This is a genomic window from Bacteroides sp. AM41-16, assembly GCF_003603495.1.
In the GTDB taxonomy this organism is placed as follows: domain Bacteria; phylum Bacteroidota; class Bacteroidia; order Bacteroidales; family Bacteroidaceae; genus Bacteroides; species Bacteroides uniformis.
This window is the reverse complement of sequence record NZ_QTNE01000001.1, coordinates 305,478-331,002: the sequence shown is the minus strand read 5'-3', so window position 1 is coordinate 331,002 and position 25,525 is coordinate 305,478. Positions and strand designations below refer to the sequence as shown.

Sequence of the window (25,525 nt, the reverse complement as noted above, 5' to 3'; positions counted from 1 at the left end):
TAATTTGTAATTTGTAATTATTCTCATCCTAACGGATTCTCGCCCTGATTGCCGTCACTTCCTCCGGAACCGCCGTCGGAACCACTGCCATCGGGAGCTTTTCCACCTACGGTGTACAGGGAAGATTCTTTCAGCTGTCCATCCAGGTTGATTTGGGCATTACTCAGTTCGCCGGTGGCACGGGCGCGGAGCTTCAGCCCCTTCACGTTGTTGGCCAGCGAGAAGTCGGCAGCGGATTGCGCCCCTTTCTTGCTGACGATTCCTACGGAGAAGATGGCAAGGTCATCCAGTTTCACGTTCTTGCCGTCCAGAATCAATTCTTTGGTGCAGGAAACCATGTCTGCCAGTACTCCCTTGATGACACCACTCGAATAGGGGGTGTTGTGATTGGACATGTGCTTGGCCAATTTTTCGATGTCGAAGGTTTCTTCGATTACGGGGCGTGCATACCAGAGGCCTTTCAGTGGGCTGTCTTCGCCCGTCACTTGATACTTTTTGTAACGAATCATACAATTAAAATTTAGAAGTTAAAGGATAAAAACATTTGCTGTGTTGAACTCAACGATGCAAAGATAAGGCTGTGGATACGGGCGTTTGTCGGTTTTTGCAGGTTCTCGTCTGTTTGGGTCTGTTTTAGTCGGTTATTTACGCTTGTAAGTTTGATAATGTCATGATTTATAGTTACTTTTGATGAAATATAAATCGTAACTGTCAACTATGGATTCTTTTGTCATACGTACATACGGGCGTACCGAATTGGCCCAAATCTATTGTCCCAATCTTTGTCCGGAGGCTGCCTTCCGCAAACTGAAACACTGGATAGACCTTTGTCCCGATTTGCGTGACGGACTTTCCGCTTTGGGCGGTTCTTCCCGTTCCCGCTCTTATACGCCTGCCCAAGTGCGGCTGATAGTGGCTGCACTTGGAGAGCCTTAAACCTGAGGTTGGATGGCGTAAAGGTCAGGCCGGGAATCGTAAAGGTGAGGTTGGTACACTTGGTACAGAGGTTCATCCATCCTTTCGCCTCACACACATACGCGTGCGTGAAGCGAAGTGAATGTCAGACTTTTGGTTTCCGGTAGTTTCCCTTGCCATCTACATTTTCTACCAGCCCGTGTTTCTGCATGCGTTTGAGCCAGGTGGAGGCGGTTTCCGATTTGATGCCCATCTCTCCGGCTTTCTGCAGGAAAGAGGCCCGTGTGAATTCTTCTTCCATGCTGTCTACCAGCGCATCCCGGTCGGCATTGCCGCGGCTTGTCACTTCGGTGTTGGGCAGGAAGGAGAGGATATGGGTGGTATGCCGGTAAAGGCTTTCGGCCAGTGAGAGTACGGCATGAAAGTCATCGGAAGCAATGAGGAGATCCCATCGGCTGACAATGTGGTCTTTCAGATTGTCTGTGGCTGTGTGAGGGTCGGGCGACACGTAAGGCGAGGCGGTGATTTCCCCTTGTTCCATTGCGCGGAGCATGGCCACTACTTCCATGATGCGGCAGATGTTGATGGCCAGACGTGCCACGCTGCTTGACATCTCGTTTCCGTTGGCCAGTCCGGAGCGTACGAAAAGCCGGGAGAAGAGTCGGTTGAATTCATCTTTCTGTCCGTCCGTAAGGTGAAGGGTGAATATTCCGTTCATGACAATGGTTTTCAGTTTGTCCTTCCATTCCATGCCCAGCGCCTTGAAGGTATCTTCAAGATCGCTGTCATTGCGGTCGAACTGGTTTTGCCAATGATGTATGGCAGGCATGTAGTAGAATACTTGGCGGGAAAAGAGCCCGTTCTCAGCAGTGGGAATCAGTGGTTTCACTTGTGAGGGGGTGCCTGACAGAAGTACGGAAAGATAAGTTTTCTTTACCTCTCGGTATTCGTGGTCGGTGCGGCGGTTGTAGGACAGTCGGTCGTGGTCGAAGGCTTTTCGCATGGTGTCGCTCCAGTGTCCGTATTCCGAACCGATGGCGGTGGAGATGGTGTCAGCTTCGCTTTCGCATATCAGTCCGGTACCGTCGGAGTCCATCAGGTTTTGCAGGATGCCGGTTCCGGTGTTGTTGCCCGAGATGAGGAACATCTTGTTGAGAGGCATTACGGGAGTCTCCGTTTTTCCACGTTCCTTGCCCAGTGTGTCGTATTTTGCTTTTTCGCGGCGGTAACATGCCATACTTTCGTCTACCTGCCCACGTATTTCATCGTGAATGGGTTCGGCAAGCAGGCGTACCAAGGAGAGCACTCCTTTGCCGGATGCAGGTAGGGCTACTACAAAGGTTTGCAGGCAGGGGGACATCATTTTTCCTCCGTAGGAACATCGGACGTGTTTTCCCATACTGGCACCCAATACGGTGATGGCACCCAGTAGCAGTACATCGTATTGGGCGAGGGAGGTTCCGCAGCTCATGATGCGATTCAGGGGATAAGGCCAGTGGAGGTGTTCGTCGAAAGTGGGTAATGGAGACAGTGGTTCAATGCCCGATGCGGACTCTTCCTCGCGTGCGCGTGTGTGTGAGGTAGAAGAGAGGGGTGAACTTTGTGTACCAAGTGTACCAATGGCGGGTGCGGCTTCATGCTGAATCTTCACGCCGCAAAGCTCGGCCAGATGAAAGGCAGTTCCCAGATGCACGTCGTTACGGCCGGTCTTTAGGGCATTGCTGAAGAGCTTGTCGGCTGCCCGTCGGTCGAACTTGGACGACAGGCTGCACAGACTTAAAAAATCATGCCGTCCTGCTTCTCCGCAGTCGGTGGCAATGGCAAATGCCAGTTGTATATATTCTTGATAGGTTGGAGCAATGTCTGCTCCTGCATTTCTGACTGCTTCGGCCAGAAGGTGCAATGAAGATAGTGGTTCCATCGGATTTGGTAATTTATAATTAGTAATTTGTTGTCGGTGATTTGCAATGACTCATAATTCGAAGTTCACAACTTTTCTGAGCAGTGCTTTCGGGTCATGGCAGAGGAAACAGGCACGTACGAGGTCTTTCCCCGAAGTGTCCACTCCTTTTCCGGGTTGTGTATTTTCGGTGTCATACATGCAGTGGACGTAATTCATGGCCCAGCGCACCGCCTCCGTGCTGTCTTTTCCGATAGGACAGGGTACAAAAGCCTTTACACCTCGTCCGGTAGGGCTGATGAACACCAGTACCGGTGCGAGGTAAGGGTCTTTGAACAGTAGTTGCTTCAGGCGTCCGGCTTCGTCAGGCGAGTCGAGATGGTCTACGTCCACCACCACCAGTCCGGAGGGTAGCTTTAGGCAGTCGCTCCGTCGTCGGGTGAATACGCCGCAGGGGGTGACGTAGGGTAAGGTTTGCTGTTTCAGCATCCGGCAGTTGTTATCATCGCCTTGTAGGGCAGCTTCGCGGATGGCTTGTGTTAGGGTGATCAGCCGTTTGTTGGCTGTGATGAGTTGGTAAACTTCGTTCAGTTCTAAAGTACGCAGGGGGGTAAGCGTGGCGCTTTTCACGGTTTTCCCGGTCGCTCCGTCCTTCATCGGCGAGATGGGTGGCATGAAAAGCGACATTTTAAAAGATTTTGGCATATTATATGTTTAAATGGTTGGCTCAAAGGTATTCATTCTCTTTCGTTGAATCTTTCCCACATGTAAGAAAGATTTTAAAGGAACAAAGTAAATAATAACAATATATAACATAGTATTCTATCTAATTACTTAAAATTTATCTAAATGGGCAAAAATTTTATTCACCCTTCATTGGGCTTTTTTATCGAGCGAACGAGAAAACAGAGTGGAGTCACTATTGAAACTCTTTGCAAGGATTTGCATATTTCTCCATCCACGTACATAGACTTAAAAAAAAGGGTGTAACGCCCCACTTAGTACATACGAAACTCTTCTGCGATACTATATCGATGAACTGGAGGAACTGGATGATGACGAAATCAGGAAATTGGCTGGGGAATGGGTGGAGAAATGGCTGGAGGCTAGGAAGAAGGGGGAGTGATGATTGGATTGGTTGATTATTACTGATAATTAAAGGAATCTATATAAATGATTAATTTTACAGTAGGTCCGGTGCAATCTTCTGATGCTGTACGGGCCATAGGTGCCGAACAGGTGCCATATTTTAGAACAGCAGAGTTCTCAGAAATGATGCTTGAGAATGAGCGTCTTGTTAAGAAGTTTGCTAATGCGACTAAAGATAGTAAGGTTGTTTTCATGACATGTTCTGGCTCTGGTGGTATGGAGGCTGCCATCATAAATTGCCTTACGCCACAGGATAAGGCTCTTGTAATCAATGGTGGTAGCTTTGGTGAGCGTTTTGTGGAATTGCTTACCCTTCATAAAATTCCCTTTACGGAAATTAAGCTTAAGTATGGTAGAGCTTTGAAGCCTGAACATCTTGCTGAATATGAGAGCAAGGGTTACACTACTTTCCTTATGCAGAAGCACGAAACTTCTACGGGGGTACATTACGATATCAATCTTGTTTCTGATTTTTGCAAACGTAATAATTGTTTCTTGATTGTTGATACAATCTCTACCTTCCTTTGCGATTCATTTGATATGGCGGCAATGGATGCAGGGGTGATGATTACTGGAAGTCAGAAGGCTCTTGCTTGCGCTCCGGGTATTGCAGTTATGATTCTTGCTCCTTCGGCTATTAAACGTATAGAAAAGGTCCAATGTTGCTGTCAGTATCTTGATTTGAAGCTTGCTCTTAAAAATATGGAGAGAGGGCAGACTCCTTGGACTCCTGCTGTTGGTATCCTTCGTCAAATTAATGTCCGTTTAAAAGAAATTGAATCTGCAGGTGGTGCGGAGGTGGAGATTGCGCGTTGTGCAGAATTGGCTAAGTATTTTCGTGATAAGCTTGTTGAGAATAATCTTCCTTTTGAAATTGTCAGTGAAAGCCTTAGTAATGCTGTCACTCCGCTCCATCCCATAACTCAATCTGCTTTTAAAATTTTCCTTAAGATGAAGGATGAGTATGGAATGTGGATATGTCCTAATGGTGGAAATATGAAGGATACAATTTTTCGTATAGGTCATATTGGTCATCTTCAGAAGGAGGATTACGACAAACTGATTGCTGCATTTATTGATTTAAGAGAAAAGCGATTTATCTAAGGTTATGAAGAAGGTTATTACTTACGGAACATACGATTTGTTTCATCAGGGGCATTATAACCTCTTAAAACGTGCGAAAGCTTTAGGTGATTACCTCATTGTGGGTGTTACCACAGATAGTTTCGACTTGGAGAGAGGCAAGATGAACACGTGCAATAACGTGATGGAACGTATTGAAGCGGTTAAATCCACCGGTCTTGCAGATCAGATTGTGATAGAAGAATATCGTGGGCAGAAGATTGATGATATACAGAAATATGGAGTGGATATTTTTGCAATCGGTTCAGATTGGGAAGGCTATTTTGACTATCTCAACGAGTTCTGTAAAGTGATTTATCTTCCTCGTACTCAAGGGATATCATCTACTTTGCTTCGCCAGAAATATCCTATTGTCAATATTGGCATTATTGGTACTGGCAGTATTGCTTCACGTTTTGTTCCAGAGTCGAAAAATGTGAATAGTGCGTCCGTTTCTGTTGCATACAATCCTAATCAAGAAGAATGTGTTTCGTTCTGTGAAAAATTCTTGATTCCTATAGTTGCTCGTGATTTAGAAGAGTTGTATGAAAATTGCGATGCCGTTTATATTGCATCTCCACACTATACTCATTATGAATATGCAAAGTCTGCTTTGAACGCGGGAAAGCCTGTTCTTTGTGAAACTCCATTTGTATTTAGTAAGAAGCAGGCAGAAGAACTCTACTCGATTGCAGAGAAAAAAGGTTTATTGCTTCAGATTGCACTCAAAACTGCTTATTGTCCTGCTTTCGGGCACTTATTCTCTCTGCTCAAATCCGGTGTGATTGGTGAGATCGTTGAGGTAAATGCTTCTGTAACCACTCTTACAGACGAAAATTCAGCAAAGCTTGACAGTAAACATTTTGGCGGTAGTATGAGCGAGAATGCTTGTTTTCCTCTGCTGCCTATCTTTAAGTTTTTGGGGACAAAGTTCCGAAACATTAATTTTTATTCAAAGATGAAGAATGATGTGGATATGTTCACTAAGGCTGTTTTTCGTTATGATCATGCTGTTGCTTCATTTCAGGTAGGGTTGGGGGTTAAAACAGAGGGCTCTTTGACTATTGCAGGAACCAAGGGGTATGTGTATGTACCGGCTCCATGGTGGAAGACTGATTGTTTTGAAGTCCGTTATGAAGACCAAAATTATAATAAGAAGTATTTTTATCCATATGTAGGTGAAGGTTTACGCTATGAAATCAAAGACTTTGTAGCTGCAATCTTAACGGATGGTTATTATTTTAGTAAGGTGTCGAAGGAAGAGAACCTTATGATGGCAGAGGTTCAGGAAATATATATATTAGGAAAGAATGTGTACAAGTTGTAGCACTATTATTGACTGGCGAGGGTAGTTAGTAACTAAAATATTTAAGTATTACAAAACATCTTTCAGTTTATGTTCCGATTAAATAGACTTGGCAAAATTCAATATTAATAGATATGGTATGTTTTGATTATTTAAGACGTAAGAGGTATCTATTTAAAGAGAAAGCTTCTCACATAGTGCTATTAATAGAGTTACAAAGAGTGAAATGGTAAATTTGAAATTGTATTTGTTGAAAAAAGAATTACAAATATTGATTGTGTCAATATTCTTTGCACTATTTGTGTTTTTTGCTCGATATGTTATTGAGTCTATTCCTTGTTTGCAATATGCTCTAATTTTATTTATCGTATATATACTTGTAAGCTTTCTTCGTTTTGTTAAGGTCGTTAGCTGTATAATGATTTTTATTTATGGATTTATTCTTTTTCTTTGTTCAAGAGTATTTTTATCCATCTTTGATAGTTCGATTTTGTTTGAATCGGATAAGTATGTCTTTTATACTTTTGCTGATACCACTGTTCTTGAAGTATTATTAATACTTTCTGTGAGTTTTGTTTCGGTAATAATCGGATATTTATCGAGTTATGCAAAATCAGATTTTAAAGCAAAGGATTACACGCAATTTACATCGCAAGCCAGTTCTTATGTTTATACGGACAAACAATTACAAAAAATTCTCTATTATTTAATTCTGCTATCTGCACCAGGAGTACTTTATAAGGGCATGCATGACTTGATGTTGATAAAACAATATGGTTATTTAATCATGTTTATGGAAATGCCTCCTGCACCTCTTTTTGCGAGAGCTAGTTGGGGATTTTTTAATATAGTTTTTCCAATGCTATTAATGTTTGTTCCGTCAAGAAAACAGTTTAAATATTACTGTGTACTATTTTTTCTGGTGTCTTCAGTATCTTTTTTGAAAGGGAGTAGAAGTACATTATTAGCTCCTATCGTTTATTTTATTTGGTTTTATTATTCTTTTTATTCTACTAAAAAGATTTCAGTAAAAAATATAGCTTGTTTCATTCTTTTTGTGGCATTTGTAGCTCAGGGAATCTTGTTTTTGAGGGACAAAGATGCTTCTTTTAATCTAAGCATTTCTCAGATGCTCTTTGCTTTATTTTATTCTCAAGGTGCTACTTATGTCTTATTAGGTAATTATTTAGATTATTCTAGCGATTTCGCTAATTCCACAAGATATTCTATTCTGTTTTCTTTATGTACTACTTTCTTATGGTTTTTTAACCCTCTTTATAGGAAAGGACAGTCAGAGGAACTGGTACAACATACCTTAAGTTTGGATGATCAATTAATGTATGCCGTCAATCCGGAGTTATATTTGTCTGGTGTTGGCTATGGGAGTTCGTATATTGCTGAACTTTATCAATTAGGAGGTGTGTTGGCATTGATTATAGGTAGCTATTTAATAGGGCGAATCATAAAATGGTATGAACGGAATTATAATAAGTCATATACTTATGTGTATTTTTCTTGGTTTATTATTCCACATTTAATATGGACCTCAAGAGGTAGTTATTTCCCATCTCCATTCTTAATTATGATAGGAGTTTTATTTTATGTTACGTTAAGGGCAGTTGTTGTAACATGGAATAAACGAAAATTGAAAGATGCATTTTTTAATAAACTTATTATTTTTTGAATAGCAATGAGTAATGTGTTGAAACTTTTCTTAATAAAAATACTTAAAGAATCATTCCTTTTATTGTCACTCTATAACACTTATTATCGCTTGAGAAACAAGAAACGGTTTTGGAAAGAGATTAACCGTCGTCAGGCATTGAGCATGTTTGATTATAAGGAATTAGTAAAACCTATACCTTATTATCCAATAGAGGCTATTAAGGATTCTAATTTTTATGGTCAGGCTTATGCTTTGAAACAATACTCAGGTGTAAATAAGTTTGGATGGTCAATAGAACATGGACTTTATGTAGATGATTATGTGCCTATGGCCGCGTGGTGTAAAACGACCAAACGTATCATGACTTTCAGCAACATACGAGTGAAGGGGCTTGGAAGTTTACATAAACCCGTGATTGCTATTGGCCCTTACATACATTATGCTGAATGTATGTTGAATAGTGAAGAGATGAATTCCTTGAAAAAGGAATTAGGCAAAACTCTTCTTTTCTTTCCTACACATACATGCTGTGAGGGTGGCTTAGAATATGAAATACATTGTATGATTGATGAATTGCTAGAACTTAAAGAGAAGCTTGGATTTGATACTGTAATTGTGAATATGTATTATTTAGATGAAAATAAAAACGGTTTTGGTGATTTATATAATAAAGCTGGATTTAAAGTGACCACTGCTGGTCATCAGTTGGATATAAACTTCTTGAATCGTCTGAAAACGATTATCTTATTATCTGATTATACTTGTTCAAATAGTATTGGTACTCATACAGGATATTGCGTATATCTCGGCAAACCTCATCTTGTAATTAATCCTGTACAAACCTTGGAAGAAGTGAATCCTTTATGGCGTGATTTATGGGAAACTTTTGAAAAAGATTCATCACAAGCACAAGTGGATAAACGACTTCTTGCCTTCAAATATTGGGGATTTGATTGTGTTAAAAGTAGGGAAGAAATGAGGGCTCTATTAATAAATAATGGATGTTGAATATCTTAAATAGGTAAAGTTGAAACGGATAATAATAGATAAAATATTATCAAATAAAATCTTGGTAAAGAACTATTTTTTTGTTTCTATACTTAATGTATTAGCTTTGTTTTTACCATTAATTACTTATCCTTACATTATTAGTAAACTGGGTGATGAATTATATGGCTACATTGTATTTTCGTTTACGGTAATTACATATATTGAAATGGTGGCTGCGTGGGGATTTGATATCTCTGCGGTGAAAGATGTAGCCCAATATCAACATGTCAAGCACAGATTGAATGAGATTGTATCATCGGTGCTTTACATTCGCTTTATATTTTGTATGTTTTTGCTGTTGCTATTAGTGGGAGCATTAATGTTATTTGATGTAAAGATGAAAATGCTTTATATCCTTTTTTCAGGACATTGCATAGCTTCTGTATTATTCCCGGGTTGGTTTTTTCAAGGAATACAAGAACTGAAGTATGTTACCTATTTTCAGTTGATTTGTAAACTTGTTTTTGTGATATTGATGGTTGTATTCATTCATTCGAAAGCCGACTATCTGTATTATCCTATTTTGTTCAGTCTTGGTAGCTTGTTTGGCACTGCTTATGGATTGTATGTGATGTTTGAGAAATATAAGGTTAGGCTGATAGGGGTAAAAATGCGCAATGTGGTGTATCGTTTCAAACGCTCTACTTCCATTTTTTATTCACGTATTGCTGATATGATAATAGAACGAAGCAATGCTATTTTGCTTGGTAATTTTATTGGTATGCAGGAAGTGGCATATTATGACTTAGCTAATAAGATAGTTCGTTTAGGTTCTTTTCCTATAATGATTCTTAATCAAGTTCTCTATCCTAAAGTGGCATCTGAACGTAATTTTCGATTAATGCGTAAGGTTATGGCAATATCTTTTTGGGTTGCTATACTGATATGGGGGCTGTGTGTGCTGCTGGCACCTTGGGGAGTTGAACTTCTGGGCAAAGGGTTGATGGAACCCTCTGTTGAAATAGTATATATTCTTTCTCCGCTGATAGTTACCAATTCTATCATTTATTTGCAAGGTAGTCCCATCTTGGTTGCAGCTGGCTATTTTAAAGCATTTAACATAACCATGTGGTGCTCTTTGGGGGTTTACGTTGCATGCATGTTATTTGTATTTATTTTCAACTTGCATACCAATCTTTTATCAATTTTGATTATACAGCTTATAACTAATATTTCATTATTAGTGGCAAGAGCATATTACATTAGAAAATTTAAAATATTAAGATAATGCTGAAAGATGACCGTGAAAAAGGTAAGAATGTGAATGAGCAAGCCAGGCTTGTTATGCTTAAATTACTTAGAGAGTTAGATCGCATTTGTACAAAATATGATATTCCTTATTGGCTTGATGGAGGAACTTTGTTAGGAGCTATTCGCCATGGTGGATTTATTCCTTGGGACGATGATATTGATGTAGCGATGTTGCGTAATGATTATTATCGTTTTTTAGAAGTTGCAAAAACTGAATTACGCGATGATATCTACCTGCAAACCAGAGAAACAGATTCTGATTATCCCATGTTTTTTGCGAAATTACGTGATAAATACAGTACTTTTCATGAGCCAATGTATGAACGATTGAAATGTCATAAAGGTATATTTTTAGATATTTTCCCTTTTGATTATGTAAAACATTCATGGTGGCAATCGCATCTGAAATTATTTCTTCACGATACCAATTATTCAGTAGTAAGACATGGAGCTTTTTTGCAACGTACAGTGGGGTATTTGATGAAACGTTTTATTAGATATTCACATATTCCTCTTTATAATTGGCTCAATGACTTTTTCCATGCTGAAACAATGGAGGAAGCCGATAGCTTGGCTTGGGCCATGGAAATAAATGAGTATAAGCTTTTATCCAAAGATGTTCTTTTCCCTTTGAAACGTCACGAGTTTGAAGGAGAGATGTTTAATATCCCATGTAATTATGATACTTATTTGCGCGAATATTTTGGCGATTATATGCAATTGCCTCCTCTTAACAAACGAGTCAGGCATAATAATGGAATAGAACCTTTTACACGCTGTAATCACAAAGAAAGTTTAGAATGGAATGAATGAAAATAGGAGTATAATGAAAAAAGTAACGATTATTTTCCCCGGATGGATAAAAGCACCTAATGGGGCTGCACAGTTTGTCTTTGGGTTAAGAAGTTGCATCAATGATTTTGCGAATCAGGGAATCGGACTATCAACTTTCACACTTGACGATGTACATGGTGAAGTAAGAAATTTTTCTAACAATGATAAAATCAAGAGGAAAGCGTCACTAAAAAACAAGTTAATGAGATATGCTAAATATAGCCATCTCATGACGTATGCTATGATTTATTTTTCTGGATTACGATATTCCAAACGGATAGTAGAAGCCTTCGATGAAATACCCAATGATGAATTGCCGGATATTATTCATTTCCAAGACTTGTTTGCTTGTTATTACTATTTGAAGCGTAAAAGAAAAAACAAAAAATCTGTGTATTTGACACTGCATAGTAATGGCTCTTTATGGTCAATGTATGAAGAGTATTACCCTTTGTTTCGTTCTTGTTTTTTTGGTATTATGAAACGTAGGATAGAGGATGTTGTACTGAATAGAGTGGATAAAGTAAATTTTGTAGCCGATTTCCCACGTTGGAATTTTTGTCATCTTTACCCCCACATATCTTCGCAAAAGACTTCATTTGTCTATAATGGCATCCCTGATATTGAAGGTGGAAGTAAGTGTATATCTTCAACCAATCAGACTAGGTTAGTATGCGTAGGAACATTGTGTAATCGTAAAAATCAAATAGGCATACTTCATGCATTATCTAAATTGACCTCTGAACAACAAAAATCTTTTTCCATGACTTTTGTCGGAGATGGTCCTTCGCGTAATATTTTGGAAAAAGTAGCAGCTACACTTTCTGCTGATATTTATTTTGTGGGCAACTCAAACCAAGTAAATGACTATTTGACTAACTCGGATGCTTTTATTTTGTTTTCTAAAGACGAAGGATTGCCAATATCAATTATTGAAGCTATGCGTTGTGGTTTGCCCATTATATCTACTCGTATAGCAGGTATTCCAGAAATGATTGTTGAAGGTATTTCAGGCTATTTGGTAGATGTAGATGAACAACAACTCTCTGAGTTGTTTGAAAAGATATTGATTGACAGACCTGATTTTGTAAAAATGGGGAAAAAGTCAAGAATTATTTATGAAGAAAAATTTTCTCAAAAGGCTATGATATTATCTTATGCGAAATTATGGCAGAAGGCTTGAGAATAGCTATGGATTCTTAAATAATTCATCTTATATAAATGTCACCTAACTATTCTGTATTGATTTCGGTCTATTATAAAGAAAGGCCGATTTATTTGAAGTCTGCACTTGATAGTGTACTGAACCAAACGCTTCCTCCTTCTGAAATCATATTGATTAAGGATGGACCTCTCACTGTTGAATTAGAAAAAGTTCTATCTTCTTACGATACTAATTTGCTTAAAATTATTCCTTTGCCTAATAATTTAGGATTAAGCAAGGCACTTAATATAGGCTTAAAGCATTGTAGCTATGAGTTTGTGGCTCGTATGGATACAGATGATATTTGCTATCCATCTCGTTTTGAGAAACAAGTTCTTTTTTTGCAATCACATCCTACGATAGATATTGTGGGGGCCTATGCGACTAAAATTGACGAATGTGGAAATAATCTTGAAGAGGTTATAAAGGTTCCAGTTTCGCATGAGGATATTGTTCGTCTGGTCTGGACTTGTCCCTTGAATCATCCTACTGTGATGTATCGAAAAAATGCAATCTTATCAGTAGGTGGGTATAAACCTGATGCCGGTCCGCGTCAGGATGATTATGATTTATGGTTCAGGTGTGCAGAAAAAGGATTGCATTTTGCCAATATTTCGGAACCATTGTTGCATTATCGCTTCTTTGCTGACAGTGTGAGAAAAAACAGTATAGAAGTAGGGTGGCATAGAATGAAAATAGGTTTACGTGGCTGTAGAAGACTTCATTTGTCTTTCATTGCATATATTGGAGTTTGTATACCCTTTGTCCGTTCTTTATTGCCATATCCTTTAAATGTTTATTTTCAAGGGCTGATGAATCGCATGAATCCCCGTAAAATGAGAGAGTAAATAGGAATATCTTATATGCTATTTCTGGCAAGTAATAAATGACCTACCTTTGTCCTCGGTAAAGGCTTTGTCCCTAACTGGTAATCACGTTTCTGGTCAGTATATTTTATAGAATAATTCCATGAACATATTAATCACTGGAATCCACGGCTTTGTGGGCTCCAATCTTGTTATTGCCCTAAAGGAACGTCATTGTCTTTACGGGCTGGATATTGTCGCACCTGAAAAGGAGGGGGTGATAAAGACTTTTTTCTGGAAGGATATTGAACCGGCTTCTTTTCCGATGCGGGATCTTCCTGAATTCGATGCCATTATTCATCTGGCTGGTAAAGCCCATGATATGAAAAACCGGTCCGCAGCCCAATCCTATTTTGATATCAATACGGGATTGACCCAAAAGATATTTAATTTTTTTCTGGAATCGTCCGCGAAGAAATTCGTATTCTTCAGTTCGGTAAAAGCTGCTGCCGACAGTGTGGTGGGGGATATGCTGACTGAAGATGTGGTGCCTGCCCCGGTAGGGCCGTATGGGGAAAGCAAGATAGCTGCGGAGAATTACATCCTTGGCCGGTTGAAGGCCGAGGATGGCAGATTGAAAGCTAATCTATATGATGGCAAAGATGTCTATATCCTGCGTCCTTGCATGATTCATGGTCCCGGCAACAAAGGCAATCTGAATCTTCTTTATAATGTGGTGAGGAAAGGCATTCCCTGGCCTTTGGGGGCCTTTGAGAACAGAAGGTCTTTTACTTCGATAGACAATCTCTGCTACGTGGTGGAAGGTCTTTTGACCAAGGAGGTGGCGAGTGGTATCTACCACATGGGAGATGACGAAGCCTTGTCCACAAATGAACTGATAACTTTGATGTGTCGGGCTTTGGAGCGCAAGCCGCATATCTGGAAGATAAACAGAGGACTGATGGAATTCTGTGCCCGGCTTGGGACTCTGCTCCATTTGCCTTTGAATGCAGAGCGTCTGCGCAAGTTGACAGAGAATTATGTGGTGAGTAATGCGAAGATAAAGGCTGCCCTTGGTATTGACAGAATGCCGGTGAGGGCAGAGGAGGGGATAGTGAGAACGATAAAGTCGTTCTCACTATGAATTTGATAGAATAAGCACTATTCTATCAAATTTGTATTATTATCTATTTGTTTGAACTTTTTTTCAGTTTCCCATGTGTTCAATTGCTGGATCTGTTTTTGTGCCATTTCTTGCAGTTGTTTGAAACGTTTTTGTTTGGGTATAGATAACTTGATTAACTCAGAATTAAAAGACTCCAAATTAGATAATACGACTAATTCATTTATGCTTGCCATGTCTCTTATATTAAGGCCTTTTGATGCATATTCAGGATTTGCATCCCTCCATTCGCAGGCTGTACATCCCCATAACGCTGCATTTAATAAATCTGCTTCTTTTGCATATATTAGCCATTGTGAGTCTTTTAACATATTGGATTGAGGAAGTATATAGCTTTTTATGGCATCAGTATGTAAGTGATAGTTTGTCTTAGATAATATGCGCTTAATTTTCCATTCTACTTTTAATGGGTCATTTTCAAACTCTTTTAAACGCTGATATTCTTTTAAAAGATATAGTTTGAAGGTGGGATTGAACCAAGAGCAGAATTCTAATGCAATATCTTTATGTGCATAGGTTCCACCATTTCTACCTGCTTTAGAGACTATTCCTATAGCATTGGTTGCTTCGATCCATTTTTTGGGAGTCATATTAAATCTATTGAGTCCGGCTTGATTTAAAAAGGTGTCGAATTCGACACCTTTAAAATCCGGATTATTTAAGATTTCCCAAGTACCTAGAAACTCAATTGTGTTTTTATTCCTCATCCAATTTCGTATGTGATCTTCTCCTTCTTTATCTTTTATGATATCTGTTAAACAGAAGTAGTCGTCTTTATTGCTTTCTATCGAAATGGAAATATCCAGGTTGTTGACTTTTATTTTTTTTATAGGGCTCATTCGTGTTTTCTATTTTTCACAAAGATAAACCTTTTTAATTTGATAATTTACTTTTAAGACATGTATTTATTGATAATTGTAATCTTATTGTTTTTAGCAGAACTTTTTTATTTTAGAATAGCTGATAGGTGCAATATCATCGACAATCCCAATGAGCGGAGTTCCCATACGAAAGTGACTTTACGCGGTGGTGGGATTATTTTCTATTTCGGAGCGTTGGCCTATTTCCTGACGAGTGGCTTTGAATATCCCTGGTTCCTGCTTGCCTTGACACTGGTGACGTTCATCAGCTTCGTGGACGATATAAAATCCACCGGACAGATGACAAGGCTGCTTTTTCATTTCTCTGCTATGGCTATGATGTTTTATCAGTGGGGACTTTTCTCCTTGTCCTGGTGGTGGATAGTCATAGCCTTGATAGTCTGTACGGGCATCATCAATGCCTACAATTTTATGGATGGGATTAATGGGATAACGGGAGGTTATTCTCTGGTTATTCTTGCTGCGTTGGCCTATATCAATAAGGAGGTGGTTACTTTTGTAGAAGCGGATTTCATCTATACCGTTATCTGTTCCGTTCTAGTCTTCTGCTTCTTCAATTTCCGCAAGCGTGCCAAATGCTTTGCCGGTGATGTGGGTTCGGTGAGCATTGCCTTCATCCTTCTTTTTTTGATAGGAAGACTTATCATTGGAACGGGTGATTTCAGCTGGATAGTTCTTTTGTCCGTTTATGGGGTAGACAGTGTATTGACTATCATTCACCGCCTGATGCTTCATGAGAATATCGGGCTACCGCATCGCAAGCATCTGTATCAGATTATGGCGAATGAGCTGAAGATTCCCCATATAATGGTTTCTTCTATTTACATGGCAGTGCAGGCAATCATCATCGTAGGATATATAATGTGTTTAGGTTACAGTTATTGGTATTTGGCAGGTATAATTCTTTTGCTTTGTTTTCTTTATATCTGTTTTATGAAGAAGTATTTCGGATTGCACCAGTCTACGTGAGTAATGCTGAAATGATGATTAGTAAAATAATGAAAGGCGATGGAGACTAAAATCTCCATCGCCTTTCGTCTTATTTTTGAAATATAAATCGTACCTTTGTCATACACCAATCAGGTTATAATAATAACATGGAACAGATACGTAAGCTGCCGATAGGCATACAGACTTTTGATAAACTACGTGAAGGCGGTTTTCTTTATGTAGATAAAACTGCTATGATTTATCAAATAGCATCTACTTCTACTCCTTATTTCCTAAGCCGTCCCCGTCGGTTTGGCAAGAGTCTGCTCATTTCCACTTTCGAAGCTTACTTTCAAGGACGCAAAGACTTGTTTCAGGGCTTGGCCATCGAACAGTTGGAAACGAAGTGGGAACAGTATCCTGTTCTACATCTTGACTTGAATGCCCGGAAATATGAAACTGCTGCTGACCTGACGGCTATGCTTAATCAATATCTGGAGAAATGGGAGCTGCTCTATGGTCAGGAGAAGGAAGACCGTAGTCCGGAGGAGCGTTTTGCTTACGTGATAGAGCGGGCATGCACGCTGACGGGAAAGCAGGTTGTTGTGCTGATTGATGAGTATGACAAGCCATTGCTTCAAGCGGTCTTGGATGAGAACTTGCTGGATGAGTATCGGAAAATATTGAAAGCGTTCTACGGTGTCTTGAAGAGCGCTGACCGTTATCTTCGTTTTGTTTTCCTGACCGGAGTGACCAAGTTTGCGCAAGTAAGTGTGTTCAGTGACTTGAATCAGCTGAATGATATCAGCATGGATAGAGCATACAATGCTTTGTGCGGCATTACACAAGATGAACTTATAAAAACATTTGGCCCGGAAATACAACGGTTAAGTGAGAATGAAGAACTGACTTTGGAGGAAACGATTTTTCGTTTGGCAAAGAAATATGACGGCTATCATTTTTGTGAAGATACTTCGGTGGGGCTTTTTAACCCTTTCAGCCTTCTGAATGTATTCCAGAAATTGAAGTTCGGCAACTTCTGGTTTCAGACGGGTACACCTACTTATTTGGTGGATTTATTAAAAAAGAGTGACTATGATCTTCGCCTTTTGCTGAATGGCGTAGAGGTTACTGCCTCTGCCTTCTCTGAATATCGTGCAGAAGCTAATAATCCTCTGCCTATGATTTATCAGAGCGGTTACTTGACTATAAAAGCTTATGATAAGGAGGTTTGCCTTTATACGCTTCAATTTCCGAATGATGAAGTTTGTTATGGTTTCCTCAATTTTCTGGTTCCTTTTTATACTAAAGTTACTGATGATGAAACTGGTTTCCACATCGCTAAATTCATGCGTGAATTGAAGAGTGGGGATGTGGAGGCGTTTATGGAGCGTCTTAAGATATTCTTCTCCGGTATTCCGTACGAGTTGAGTGATGATACGGAACGTCATTATCAGGTTATTTTTCATGTAGTGTTTACTTTGCTGGGACAGTTCATCCGGTCCGAGGTTCGCAGCAGCCGCGGCCGTGCGGACGCAGTAGTTCATACCCCTACCGCTATTTATGTTTTTGAGTTCAAACTGGACGGTACAGCCGACGCAGCTCTGAAGCAAATAGATGAGAAAGGTTATCTGATTCCTTATACATTGGATGGCAGGAAATTAGTGAAAGTGGGTGTGAACTTCAGTAAAGAAACACGGAATATTGATGAATATATTGTTGTGGAGGAATAGGAACGAACAATCCTATATATGGAAAAGGCGATGGAGAATCAAATCTTCATCGCCTTTTCCATATATAGGATTTCATTTTATTTCTTCATCCTCAGTACCCGTATTCCCGTCCACTTATTATTGTCTTTCAGCATTTGGGACAAGGGGACTTTGGAGACGACCACTTTCTTGTCGGTAGAGGAAGCGTGTACCAGCAGGAGTTTGCCATCTGCATAGAAAGCGATTCCCATGTGGGCTACGTCCAGCCCCGGAGTGTTGGTGGTGATGGCTATGATATCGCCGTCTTTAATCCACGGGAGACCATCGGCGGGAAGTTTGGCTTTGGGAAGATAGTGAATTTCCTTGCCGGACAAGGATTGTTCAATCTTCTTCATTTTGGCTATGTTCTCCGGAGAATTTGCCAGCTGCTTGTAGAGTTGGGGGTGGGAAGACATGTAGGAGATGGACAACCGTTCGGTGTCGGGACTCATGGCGCCCGTTACATCTTGAAGGAAGCCGTTGCGTACGCCATTGTTTATCCAGTCGGCAATATAATGCAGGCGGGAAGTGTACCCGTCGATTTTACCGTCACGGTAACGGATTTTTTGCAGGTTATCGGCGAAAGCGCTTTCCGAGATGTCTCCGTCGGCCAATTTGGGGGTGAGTGTCTCTGCCAGCACATATTCCACCAGCGTGGTGCAGTCTACCTCATCGCAGTTGATGACGAGTTCCTCGGGACCATCTGCCTCCAGCGTATGGGCTACGTATGGCACATCCAGATACTTTATTCCATTGCTCAACATATCTTTCCCTCCCTGGGCAGAAACGGAAGTTACCATGGCTGCGGCGCAGAGGGCGCTGAACATAAATTTAGTCATTGTTTTCATTTTTCTTTCTTTTGATTATTATTGTTCTTGAACGTAAAAAGGATGCAGCAAATTTACTACATCCTTTTTATAAAAGCTTAATCCGGAGGGATTAAATTCAATATTGCCGGATTAAATATTTATAATCCTCCTTTTTATCGAACGGAACAAGGGAGAAACCGTATTCAATGGCGTTCTCTTTGCCCGGACGAATCAGATAGGGTTCATGGGCGGTTGCGCCCCAACTGTCGTCTCCACCGACACCCATCATGCGGTAATCAATGAACAAATCGACCATCTTTTCCGGCAGAGGGTCGGTGAGGTGGCGGTGATGGGTCTTTTCGGTACGCGGAGCGCCGTTGTCAATCGTATCGCCGCTGTCCATACTTTCCAGGGGATAGTTGGAGGCGTTCAGCTCAAAGGTGCGGTCGGCGATGAGCAGCAAACCACGTTGCGTCTTATCGGTAAGGGCGCACCAATAGATGTCCGTGCGATGGTTGTTCTCCTGTGGGCGGACATACGGCTCGTACATATCCTTGACCGGGATGGCGTACTCTCCGATGAACTGGGAGGTACGGCGGTCTCGGTAATTCTCTTTCGGACCGCGACCGTAGTAGGTCAAGTCTGTAAAGCTTTCCGGCAACTGCATCCGCAGGCCCACACGCGGTATCATCGGAGCTTGGTCTCCTTCGGCCACGAACCGGTTGTCTACCTTGATGACTCCGCTGGCATATATCTTATAGGTGATGTCCCAACGGGCATCTGTCTGTGGAAAACGGTAGGTCACCTTTATTGTCGTGGCATTGCTGCCCGGAGTCACTTGGAAACTTTCGGCTTTTGGTTCTTGATAGCTTGCCTCTTTCCAGGCTTTGAGGCGGACGGGGAGGTTGGCTCCATAATCATTGTCCGTCGGTGCACGCCAGAAGAATGGGCGGGGACCTTGACCGTTCAGTATGTACTCGTGCTTCTTGTATAAATAGGAGGTGAGCAGACCGCTTTGCTTGTCGAAGGTGGCTTTGAAGTCGGGACCGGAGAACGCCACCAAATTTCCCTCTTCCTTAGAAGTGGCGGGCTGCTGTGCCGTAGCCTCTTTCTTGTAGAAAGTATGGACGTAGGTCTGTTCGCGTGCGATGACCGTGCCGGCCGGGAGGAAAGGCTCTGCCGTCTTGATGGCTGCATAGAACTCGATACGCACATCTCCCGTTGTCTGTTTCTCTTTGGGTATGCCGTTCAGGAAGCCGGTGGTTACCGTCTTGCCCGGTGCGGCATGGATATTTTCAATCTTGCCACGGTAGACTTCCTTTCCGTGGTCGCGGATGATGTAGTAGAAGTCGTACTTGTCGAGATTGGTGAAGGAGAAATCATTGCGGATTTTCACGGTGGAAGTCTGCTTGTCGAAATCAAGGAACTTGATGTTCTGGTATACTTTTCCCATCTCTTCTGTCTGCGGCTTGACACTGCGGTCGGGGTATACCACGCCGTTGATGCAGAAATTGCCGTCGGAGGGCGTGCCGTTCTCGCCATAATCGCCGCCATAGGTCCAGTATTTACGGTCGTCGTCTGTCTTGGCGGCAAAGCCCTGGTCTACCCAGTCCCAGATACAGCCGCCCTGGAGGATAGGATATTTCTCGATGATGTCCCAGTAGTCCTGGAAGTTGCCGAGGCTGTTGCCCATGGCATGGGCATACTCGCAAAGAATGAGGGGACGCGTCATCTCCTTGTTCCGGGCATACTTTTCCAGATAGGAAGGGGAAGCGTACATCGGGCAGTAGATGTCCGTATTCCATTCCAACAGTGCGCGTTCATACTGGATGGGACGACTGTCGAGCGTCTTCAAGGTGTTGTAGGTAACGTAGAAATTCAATCCGTTTCCGGCTTCGTTGCCCAGCGACCAGATGATGACTGACGGATGGTTCTTGTCCCGTTCGTACATATTCATGGTACGGTCGAGGTGGGCATTCATGAAGAGCGGATTGTTTCCCAGCGTGCCGCCTACACGCAGGTCGTAACCCATGCCGTGGCTTTCTATATTGGCTTCGTCGATGACGTAGATACCATATTCGTCACAGAGTTCGTAGAAACGTTCCTGCTGGGGATAGTGACAGGTGCGGACGGTATTGACATTGTATCTCTTCCAAAGCTCGAAATCTTTCTTCATCAGTTCTTCGGAGACATAGTGACCGGTATTCTCGTTGTGTTCGTGATAGTTCACGCCTTTCACGAGGATAGGTTGTCCGTTTACCAACAGTTGTTTGTCCTTGATTTCCACTGTGCGGAATCCTACTTTGCAGCTTGTCGCTTCAATCACATCTCCATTCGGGCGCTTTAGGCTGATGACAAGGGTATAGAGGTTGGGCGTTTCGGCTGTCCATTGCAAAGGTTCCTGGATGGTTTTCTTGGTGAACTCCACCTCTGTCTGGTCACCGCTGACCTGAGTAGAGGACTGGGCTATCTGCTGGTCGTTCTTGTCCAGCAGGCGGTAACCAACGACAAATGGGGAATTTTGTCCGCTTTCATTGGTAAACTGCACCTTTACCTTGAGGATACCGTTCCGGTAGTTCTCATCCAAAGGAGACTCCACCTTGAAGTCCGTGAGATGGATTTGAGGCTGGGCATATAAGTAAATGTCCCGTTCGATACCACTGATGCGCCAGAAGTCCTGGCATTCCAGATAGTTGGCATCGGAAAAGCGGTGTATCTGAATGGCAATGACATTCTTCCCTTTCTTGGCAATGGCGCTGACGTTGAAACGCGCCGGAGTCTTTGCATCTTTACTCATGCCTACAAACTTGCCGTTGAGGTAGTAGAAGGCTGCCCCGCGTACGCCGTCGGCACTCAGGAAAATTTCCTTATCGTCCCAGTCTCCCGGAAGAGTGAACTCGCGGCGGTAGGTGCCGGTGGGATTCCATTCTTGGGGAACGTATGGAGGATTGGGCTTGTCCCAATAAGGAGGATAGCCCGAAGAACAGAATTCATAAGGCTGGTTCACATAGATGGGCGTGCCGAATCCCTGCAACTCCCAGTTTCCGGGTACATTGATGTCCGGCCAACGGCTGGCGTCCACACGGTCCATCATGAAGTCCGTGGGGCGGTCGGCGAAGGCTTCCACGTAATGGAATTTCCATTTCCCATTAAGGGATAAGCGGAAGGTTCCGTTCTTGCGGTCATTGATGACGGCATCAGCCTCCGTGACGTAGGAGGTGAACGTGCTGCGGGCAGGCTCCCGGTTGATGCTTGTCAGCTTGGGGTTGGTAATCTCTTCGTAGCGATTGTTCTCCTGAGCAGTCAGGGCAAAGGGAAACGCTGCGAGGCAAGTGAGTAAAAAATACTTTTTATTCATAATTGCTTTTATTTCTTTGTGGTAGGTTCAGAGACCGGGAATACGAGCCCTTCACGCAACCACTTCTCCAGTTCTTCCGTCCATTGACGCTTGTAGGTGAAGTTGTCCCGGAATCCCCAGCCATGTCCGCCGGTGGGGTAGGCATGCAGGCTGGCAGGTACTTTATGGTCGCGCAGGGCAAGGAAGTAACCGATGCCGTTGATGGGCGGCACCGCGTCATCGTCCGAAGAAAGCATGATGAAAGCTTGCGGAGTGCGTGGGGACACTTGCCTTTCGAGGGAGTATTTTTGTTCCAGTTCCTGAGATGGATTTTCTCCGATAAGGTTCTTACGGGAACCTCCATGGGTAACGCCTTTCTGCATGGAAATCACCGGATAGAACAAGATCTGGAAGTCGGGACGGGTCTTGTCACTGCTGTATAGTGTGGCAAGCGAAGCTGCCAGATGGCCGCCGGCAGAAGCGCCCATGATGCCTACACGCTGAGGATTGACACCCCATTCGGCGGCATGTTCGCGTACCATGCGGATGGCTTGTTCGGCATCGGAAAGGGGCACTTCATGGTGCCCGTTGGGCATACGGTATTTCAGTACTGCATAGGTGATGCCTTGTGTGTTGAACCAGGGAGCCATGTCGTGTCCCTCGTGCTTCATGGCCAGCCCCCCGTAGCCGCCTCCCGGACACATGATGATGGCCATGCCGTTGGGGTGGGAGGCAGGGTACACCGTAAGGGTAGGGGTGGTGACATCGGACACCCATTCGTTGTTATGGTTCTGTCCGGAATTGGTCAGTTCGTTGTTATTGGGGGCACCGTTGGGCCATAGGGGCAGCTCAACGGGCTTTTGTGCAGATAACATGGTCGCTGCAAATAGAAAAGATAAAAGTAGAATCTTTTTCATGTTCTTGGTATTTAAAAGTTATTTGGTTTTCATGGAAGCTTTGATGAGGTAGAATATCAGAATGGCATAAGCACCCAGCGCCAGCACTTCGGACCAGGTGTTCTGCAACCATGCATCGTTTACGAGGTTGATTCCTCCGAAACGCATGGCAGCACTTGCCACGCCCATCAATGCACCGCCGGCAATGAAACCGGAGGCAAGCAGGGTACCTTTCTCCCCGCGTTCGGCATTGAGAGCGGCATCCTTGCTGCGGCTGGTCACGTACCAGTTGATGGCACCGCCCACTACCAACGGAACATTCAGTTCCAATGGGATGAACATACCCAATGCAAATGCCAGTGCGGGAATCTTGCAGAAATTGAGGATGACGGCCAGCACTGCACCGATACCGTAGAGCGGCCAGGGCGCACCCACACCGTTCATCAACGGTTCGATAACGGCCGCCATGGCATTGGCTTGCGGAGCGGCCAGCTGTCCGCTGGTGAAACCGTATGTCTTGTTTAGGATAATCATTACACCACCTACGGTAGCGGCAGAAACGATGGTTCCGAGGAACTTCCAGGTCTCCTGCTTGGCAGGCGTGCTACCCAGCCAGTAACCGATTTTCAAGTCTGTGATGAAGCCTCCCGCCATGGACAGTGCCGTACATACAACACCACCCATCACCAGTGCCGCAACCATTCCTCCGGGACCTTTCAGCCCTACGGCTACCATGACTACGGATGCCAGGATTAATGTCATCAGCGTCATTCCGGATACGGGGTTTGTGCCCACAATCGCAATGGCATTGGCTGCCACGGTGGTGAACAGGAAAGCGATACCTGCAACAAGCAGGATAGCTACAATGGTATGTGTCAAGTTGCCCTGCATCACATCGAAGTAGAAGAAGAGAACAACCAGCAGCAGCGTGATGATGGAACCGATGGCGATAATCTTCATAGAGATGTCCCGCTGTGTGCGTTTCACACTGGCTTCCACGTTGGACTTACCTCCCATTTCCTTGGCAGCCAGTCCTACAGCGCTCTTGATGATGCCCCAGGACTTGATAATGCCGATGATGCCTGCCATGGCTATACCACCGATACCGATGCTCTTGGCGTAGTATTTGAAGATTTCTTCCGGAGCCATGGCGCCTACGGTTGCCGTGATTTCGGGGTTCCATTGGTTCAGTACGGAGTCTCCCCAAATCATGGACATGCCGGGGATGATAATCCACCATACGGCCAGCGAACCGGCACAGATGATGGACGCGTATTTCAGTCCCACAATATAACCCAGACCGAGCACGGCAGCACCCGTATTAACCTTGAATACCAGCTTGGCTTTCTCGGCCAGCATTTCGCCGAAGCCGCATACGCGGGTAGTGAAATTCTCGTTCCACCAGCCGAAGGTTGCCACGATGAAGTCGTATAGACCTCCGATAATACCTGCCATGAGTAATGGTTTTGCCTGGCTGCCGCCCTTTTCACCGGAGACGAGCACTTGTGTGGTGGCTGTCGCCTCGGGGAAGGGATACTTGCCGTGCATGTCGCTCACGAAATATTTGCGGAAGGGGATAAGGAAAAGAATACCCAGCACACCTCCCAGCAGGGAACTGATAAAGACTTGTGCAAAGGTGACGGTGATTTCTTTCGGATAGGTTTCTTGGAGAATATAGAGTGCCGGAAGGGTGAAGATGGCACCTGCCACGATGACGCCCGAGCTGGCACCGATAGACTGGATAATGACGTTTTCGCCCAATGCGTTTTTGCGTTTGGCGGCACCCGATACGCCGACGGCAATGATGGCGATGGGGATGGCGGCTTCGAATACTTGCCCCACCTTCAGCCCCAGATAGGCGGCTGCGGCCGAAAAGAGGATGGCCATCAGAATACCCCATGTCACCGACCAGGCATTTACTTCTGAATACTTCTTATCCGGGCTCATCAGAGGGTTGTACACTTCTCCCGGTTTCAATTCACGGAACGCATTTTCCGGTAGTCCGGTAATAGGTTCTTCTTCTTGTTTCATAGGTTTTGTAGTTTTATGTTTTTCTTTAATAGACTTCAAAGAAAGCAAAAAAAAAGGAGATTTAAAAAAATCTCCTTAATTCTGTATGGTAAAATGCTTATTTGGCATCTTTAGCGGTCATGTCCCCTTCGATAAATAATCGCATGATTTCCGTTTTGGCATTGGTGCGCAGGGTAATGGATTTCTTGAAGTGTCCGGGGTATCTTCCGGTTCCATTATAAGTTACTTTCACTGTTCCAGTCTTTCCCGGTGCTATCGGTTCTTGTGAATATTCGGGAACGGTACATCCGCAGGAAGCTACAGCCTGATGGATGACAAGCGGAGCATCGCCTACGTTCGTAAACTTAAAGGTGTAGCTGACCACAGGACTGTTTTCGGAGAATGTGCCGAAGTTGTGGGTGGTCTGTTCGAATTTGATGTCTGCCTTTCCTTGTGCATAGGCATAACCGATGCTCATAACCAGCAGCATCATATAAAAAACGACTTTCTTCATGTTCTTATCTT

At 43.1% G+C, this 25,525-nt stretch carries 21 protein-coding genes; 12 read left to right on the top strand and 9 right to left on the bottom strand.

The genetic code is table 11. The features are described 5' to 3' along the window. Positions 1-23: 23 nt before the first annotated feature. Positions 24-509 carry a DNA-binding protein gene (locus tag DW896_RS01615; protein WP_005829481.1) on the bottom strand — a complete coding sequence of 162 codons (486 nt, stop codon included), beginning with the start codon at positions 507-509 and terminating at the stop codon, positions 24-26. A gap of 208 nt (positions 510-717) precedes the next feature. On the opposite strand from DW896_RS01615, the gene DW896_RS01610 reads away from it, so the two are divergent. After that, positions 718-936 carry a DUF4248 domain-containing protein gene (locus DW896_RS01610; RefSeq protein ID WP_005829478.1) on the top strand — a complete coding sequence of 73 codons (219 nt, stop codon included), beginning with the start codon at positions 718-720 and terminating at the stop codon, positions 934-936. 124 nt (positions 937-1,060) lie between these two features. Here DW896_RS01610 and DW896_RS01605 read toward each other — a convergent pair whose 3' ends face one another. Next, entirely contained in the window at positions 1,061-2,836 is a 1,776-nt protein-coding gene (locus DW896_RS01605; RefSeq protein ID WP_022400690.1) for a DUF3987 domain-containing protein, read from the bottom strand. A 51-nt stretch (positions 2,837-2,887) separates the two neighbouring features. After that, positions 2,888-3,520: a BT4734/BF3469 family protein gene (locus DW896_RS01600; protein ID WP_171030143.1), complete on the bottom strand. Its 633-nt coding sequence runs from the start codon at positions 3,518-3,520 to the stop codon at positions 2,888-2,890. A gap of 468 nt (positions 3,521-3,988) precedes the next feature. Here DW896_RS01600 and DW896_RS01595 point away from each other — a divergent pair, with 468 nt between their 5' ends. The 9 genes from DW896_RS01595 to DW896_RS01555 all read left to right on the top strand — a co-directional run bounded on the left by DW896_RS01595 (position 3,989) and on the right by DW896_RS01555 (position 14,347). Continuing rightward, a complete protein-coding gene (locus DW896_RS01595) occupies positions 3,989-5,068 on the top strand; it encodes an alanine--glyoxylate aminotransferase family protein (protein WP_022400688.1) in 1,080 nt (359 codons plus the stop codon). 4 nt (positions 5,069-5,072) lie between these two features. Further along, complete coding sequence (locus DW896_RS01590) at positions 5,073-6,413, top strand: Gfo/Idh/MocA family oxidoreductase (RefSeq protein ID WP_009038573.1); 1,341 nt, start codon at positions 5,073-5,075, stop codon at positions 6,411-6,413. A 229-nt stretch (positions 6,414-6,642) separates the two neighbouring features. Continuing rightward, the gene (locus DW896_RS01585; protein WP_157131994.1) at positions 6,643-8,076 is read left to right on the top strand and encodes an O-antigen polysaccharide polymerase Wzy family protein; all 1,434 of its coding nucleotides are present in this window, start codon (positions 6,643-6,645) and stop codon (positions 8,074-8,076) included. Between the two features lie 6 nt (positions 8,077-8,082). Beyond that, positions 8,083-9,066: a hypothetical protein gene (locus tag DW896_RS01580; protein WP_022400686.1), complete on the top strand. Its 984-nt coding sequence runs from the start codon at positions 8,083-8,085 to the stop codon at positions 9,064-9,066. A gap of 19 nt (positions 9,067-9,085) precedes the next feature. After that, complete coding sequence (locus tag DW896_RS01575) at positions 9,086-10,336, top strand: oligosaccharide flippase family protein (RefSeq protein ID WP_034529821.1); 1,251 nt, start codon at positions 9,086-9,088, stop codon at positions 10,334-10,336. Beyond that, the gene (locus DW896_RS01570) at positions 10,336-11,172 is read left to right on the top strand and encodes a phosphorylcholine transferase LicD (RefSeq protein ID WP_022400685.1); all 837 of its coding nucleotides are present in this window, start codon (positions 10,336-10,338) and stop codon (positions 11,170-11,172) included. Before DW896_RS01575 ends, DW896_RS01570 begins: the two co-directional genes overlap by 1 nt. Before the next feature lie 13 nt (positions 11,173-11,185). Continuing rightward, complete coding sequence (locus DW896_RS01565; RefSeq protein ID WP_009038568.1) at positions 11,186-12,376, top strand: glycosyltransferase family 4 protein; 1,191 nt, start codon at positions 11,186-11,188, stop codon at positions 12,374-12,376. A 38-nt stretch (positions 12,377-12,414) separates the two neighbouring features. Next, the gene (locus DW896_RS01560) at positions 12,415-13,245 is read left to right on the top strand and encodes a glycosyltransferase (protein WP_022400683.1); all 831 of its coding nucleotides are present in this window, start codon (positions 12,415-12,417) and stop codon (positions 13,243-13,245) included. A gap of 121 nt (positions 13,246-13,366) precedes the next feature. Continuing rightward, positions 13,367-14,347 (top strand): NAD-dependent epimerase/dehydratase family protein, encoded by a 981-nt coding sequence (locus DW896_RS01555; protein WP_005836634.1) that lies wholly within the window; start codon positions 13,367-13,369, stop codon positions 14,345-14,347. A 17-nt stretch (positions 14,348-14,364) separates the two neighbouring features. On the opposite strand, the gene DW896_RS01550 is transcribed toward DW896_RS01555, so the two are convergent. Further along, a complete protein-coding gene (locus tag DW896_RS01550) occupies positions 14,365-15,225 on the bottom strand; it encodes a KilA-N domain-containing protein (RefSeq protein WP_005836635.1) in 861 nt (286 codons plus the stop codon). Positions 15,226-15,285: 60 nt separating this feature from the next. On the opposite strand from DW896_RS01550, the gene DW896_RS01545 reads away from it, so the two are divergent. Together DW896_RS01545 and DW896_RS01540 are read left to right on the top strand one after the other, a co-directional pair. Continuing rightward, positions 15,286-16,236, top strand: coding sequence for a glycosyltransferase family 4 protein (locus DW896_RS01545; RefSeq protein WP_117719859.1), 951 nt, complete (start codon positions 15,286-15,288; stop codon positions 16,234-16,236). Between the two features lie 128 nt (positions 16,237-16,364). After that, positions 16,365-17,930 carry an ATP-binding protein gene (locus DW896_RS01540; RefSeq protein ID WP_005836639.1) on the top strand — a complete coding sequence of 522 codons (1,566 nt, stop codon included), beginning with the start codon at positions 16,365-16,367 and terminating at the stop codon, positions 17,928-17,930. Between the two features lie 77 nt (positions 17,931-18,007). On the opposite strand, the gene DW896_RS01535 is transcribed toward DW896_RS01540, so the two are convergent. The 5 genes from DW896_RS01535 to DW896_RS01515 all read right to left on the bottom strand — a co-directional run bounded on the left by DW896_RS01535 (position 18,008) and on the right by DW896_RS01515 (position 25,514). Further along, on the bottom strand, positions 18,008-18,796 hold the full coding sequence (locus DW896_RS01535; protein WP_057098063.1) for an N-acetylmuramoyl-L-alanine amidase-like domain-containing protein: 789 nt from the start codon (positions 18,794-18,796) through the stop codon (positions 18,008-18,010). Between the two features lie 97 nt (positions 18,797-18,893). Then, positions 18,894-22,115 (bottom strand): glycoside hydrolase family 2 TIM barrel-domain containing protein, encoded by a 3,222-nt coding sequence (locus DW896_RS01530; RefSeq protein WP_119992747.1) that lies wholly within the window; start codon positions 22,113-22,115, stop codon positions 18,894-18,896. A gap of 8 nt (positions 22,116-22,123) precedes the next feature. Beyond that, the gene (locus tag DW896_RS01525; protein ID WP_005836645.1) at positions 22,124-23,011 is read right to left on the bottom strand and encodes an alpha/beta hydrolase; all 888 of its coding nucleotides are present in this window, start codon (positions 23,009-23,011) and stop codon (positions 22,124-22,126) included. Positions 23,012-23,029: 18 nt separating this feature from the next. Next, positions 23,030-25,021 (bottom strand): OPT family oligopeptide transporter, encoded by a 1,992-nt coding sequence (locus DW896_RS01520; RefSeq protein ID WP_009038562.1) that lies wholly within the window; start codon positions 25,019-25,021, stop codon positions 23,030-23,032. Between the two features lie 97 nt (positions 25,022-25,118). Further along, the gene (locus DW896_RS01515) at positions 25,119-25,514 is read right to left on the bottom strand and encodes a DUF1573 domain-containing protein (protein WP_005836647.1); all 396 of its coding nucleotides are present in this window, start codon (positions 25,512-25,514) and stop codon (positions 25,119-25,121) included. Between the last annotated feature and the right edge of the window lie 11 nt (positions 25,515-25,525).

Excerpts from the sequence above, each read along its gene's own strand:
- DW896_RS01615 (WP_005829481.1), bottom strand. The coding sequence starts at position 509 with ATGATTCGTTACAAAAAGTATCAAGTGACGGGCGAAGACAGCCCACTG.
- DW896_RS01550 (WP_005836635.1), bottom strand. The coding sequence starts at position 15,225 with ATGAGCCCTATAAAAAAAATAAAAGTCAACAACCTGGATATTTCCATT.
- DW896_RS01525 (WP_005836645.1), bottom strand. The coding sequence starts at position 23,011 with ATGAAAAAGATTCTACTTTTATCTTTTCTATTTGCAGCGACCATGTTA.
- DW896_RS01555 (WP_005836634.1), top strand. The coding sequence starts at position 13,367 with ATGAACATATTAATCACTGGAATCCACGGCTTTGTGGGCTCCAATCTT.
- DW896_RS01590 (WP_009038573.1), top strand. The coding sequence starts at position 5,073 with ATGAAGAAGGTTATTACTTACGGAACATACGATTTGTTTCATCAGGGG.
- DW896_RS01540 (WP_005836639.1), top strand. The coding sequence starts at position 16,365 with ATGGAACAGATACGTAAGCTGCCGATAGGCATACAGACTTTTGATAAA.
- DW896_RS01610 (WP_005829478.1), top strand. The coding sequence starts at position 718 with ATGGATTCTTTTGTCATACGTACATACGGGCGTACCGAATTGGCCCAA.
- DW896_RS01580 (WP_022400686.1), top strand. The coding sequence starts at position 8,083 with ATGAGTAATGTGTTGAAACTTTTCTTAATAAAAATACTTAAAGAATCA.
- DW896_RS01515 (WP_005836647.1), bottom strand. The coding sequence starts at position 25,514 with ATGAAGAAAGTCGTTTTTTATATGATGCTGCTGGTTATGAGCATCGGT.
- DW896_RS01595 (WP_022400688.1), top strand. The coding sequence starts at position 3,989 with ATGATTAATTTTACAGTAGGTCCGGTGCAATCTTCTGATGCTGTACGG.
- DW896_RS01530 (WP_119992747.1), bottom strand. The coding sequence starts at position 22,115 with ATGAATAAAAAGTATTTTTTACTCACTTGCCTCGCAGCGTTTCCCTTT.
- DW896_RS01565 (WP_009038568.1), top strand. The coding sequence starts at position 11,186 with ATGAAAAAAGTAACGATTATTTTCCCCGGATGGATAAAAGCACCTAAT.
- DW896_RS01545 (WP_117719859.1), top strand. The coding sequence starts at position 15,286 with ATGTATTTATTGATAATTGTAATCTTATTGTTTTTAGCAGAACTTTTT.
- DW896_RS01560 (WP_022400683.1), top strand. The coding sequence starts at position 12,415 with ATGTCACCTAACTATTCTGTATTGATTTCGGTCTATTATAAAGAAAGG.
- DW896_RS01600 (WP_171030143.1), bottom strand. The coding sequence starts at position 3,520 with ATGCCAAAATCTTTTAAAATGTCGCTTTTCATGCCACCCATCTCGCCG.
- DW896_RS01520 (WP_009038562.1), bottom strand. The coding sequence starts at position 25,021 with ATGAAACAAGAAGAAGAACCTATTACCGGACTACCGGAAAATGCGTTC.
- DW896_RS01605 (WP_022400690.1), bottom strand. The coding sequence starts at position 2,836 with ATGGAACCACTATCTTCATTGCACCTTCTGGCCGAAGCAGTCAGAAAT.
- DW896_RS01570 (WP_022400685.1), top strand. The coding sequence starts at position 10,336 with ATGCTGAAAGATGACCGTGAAAAAGGTAAGAATGTGAATGAGCAAGCC.
- DW896_RS01535 (WP_057098063.1), bottom strand. The coding sequence starts at position 18,796 with ATGAAAACAATGACTAAATTTATGTTCAGCGCCCTCTGCGCCGCAGCC.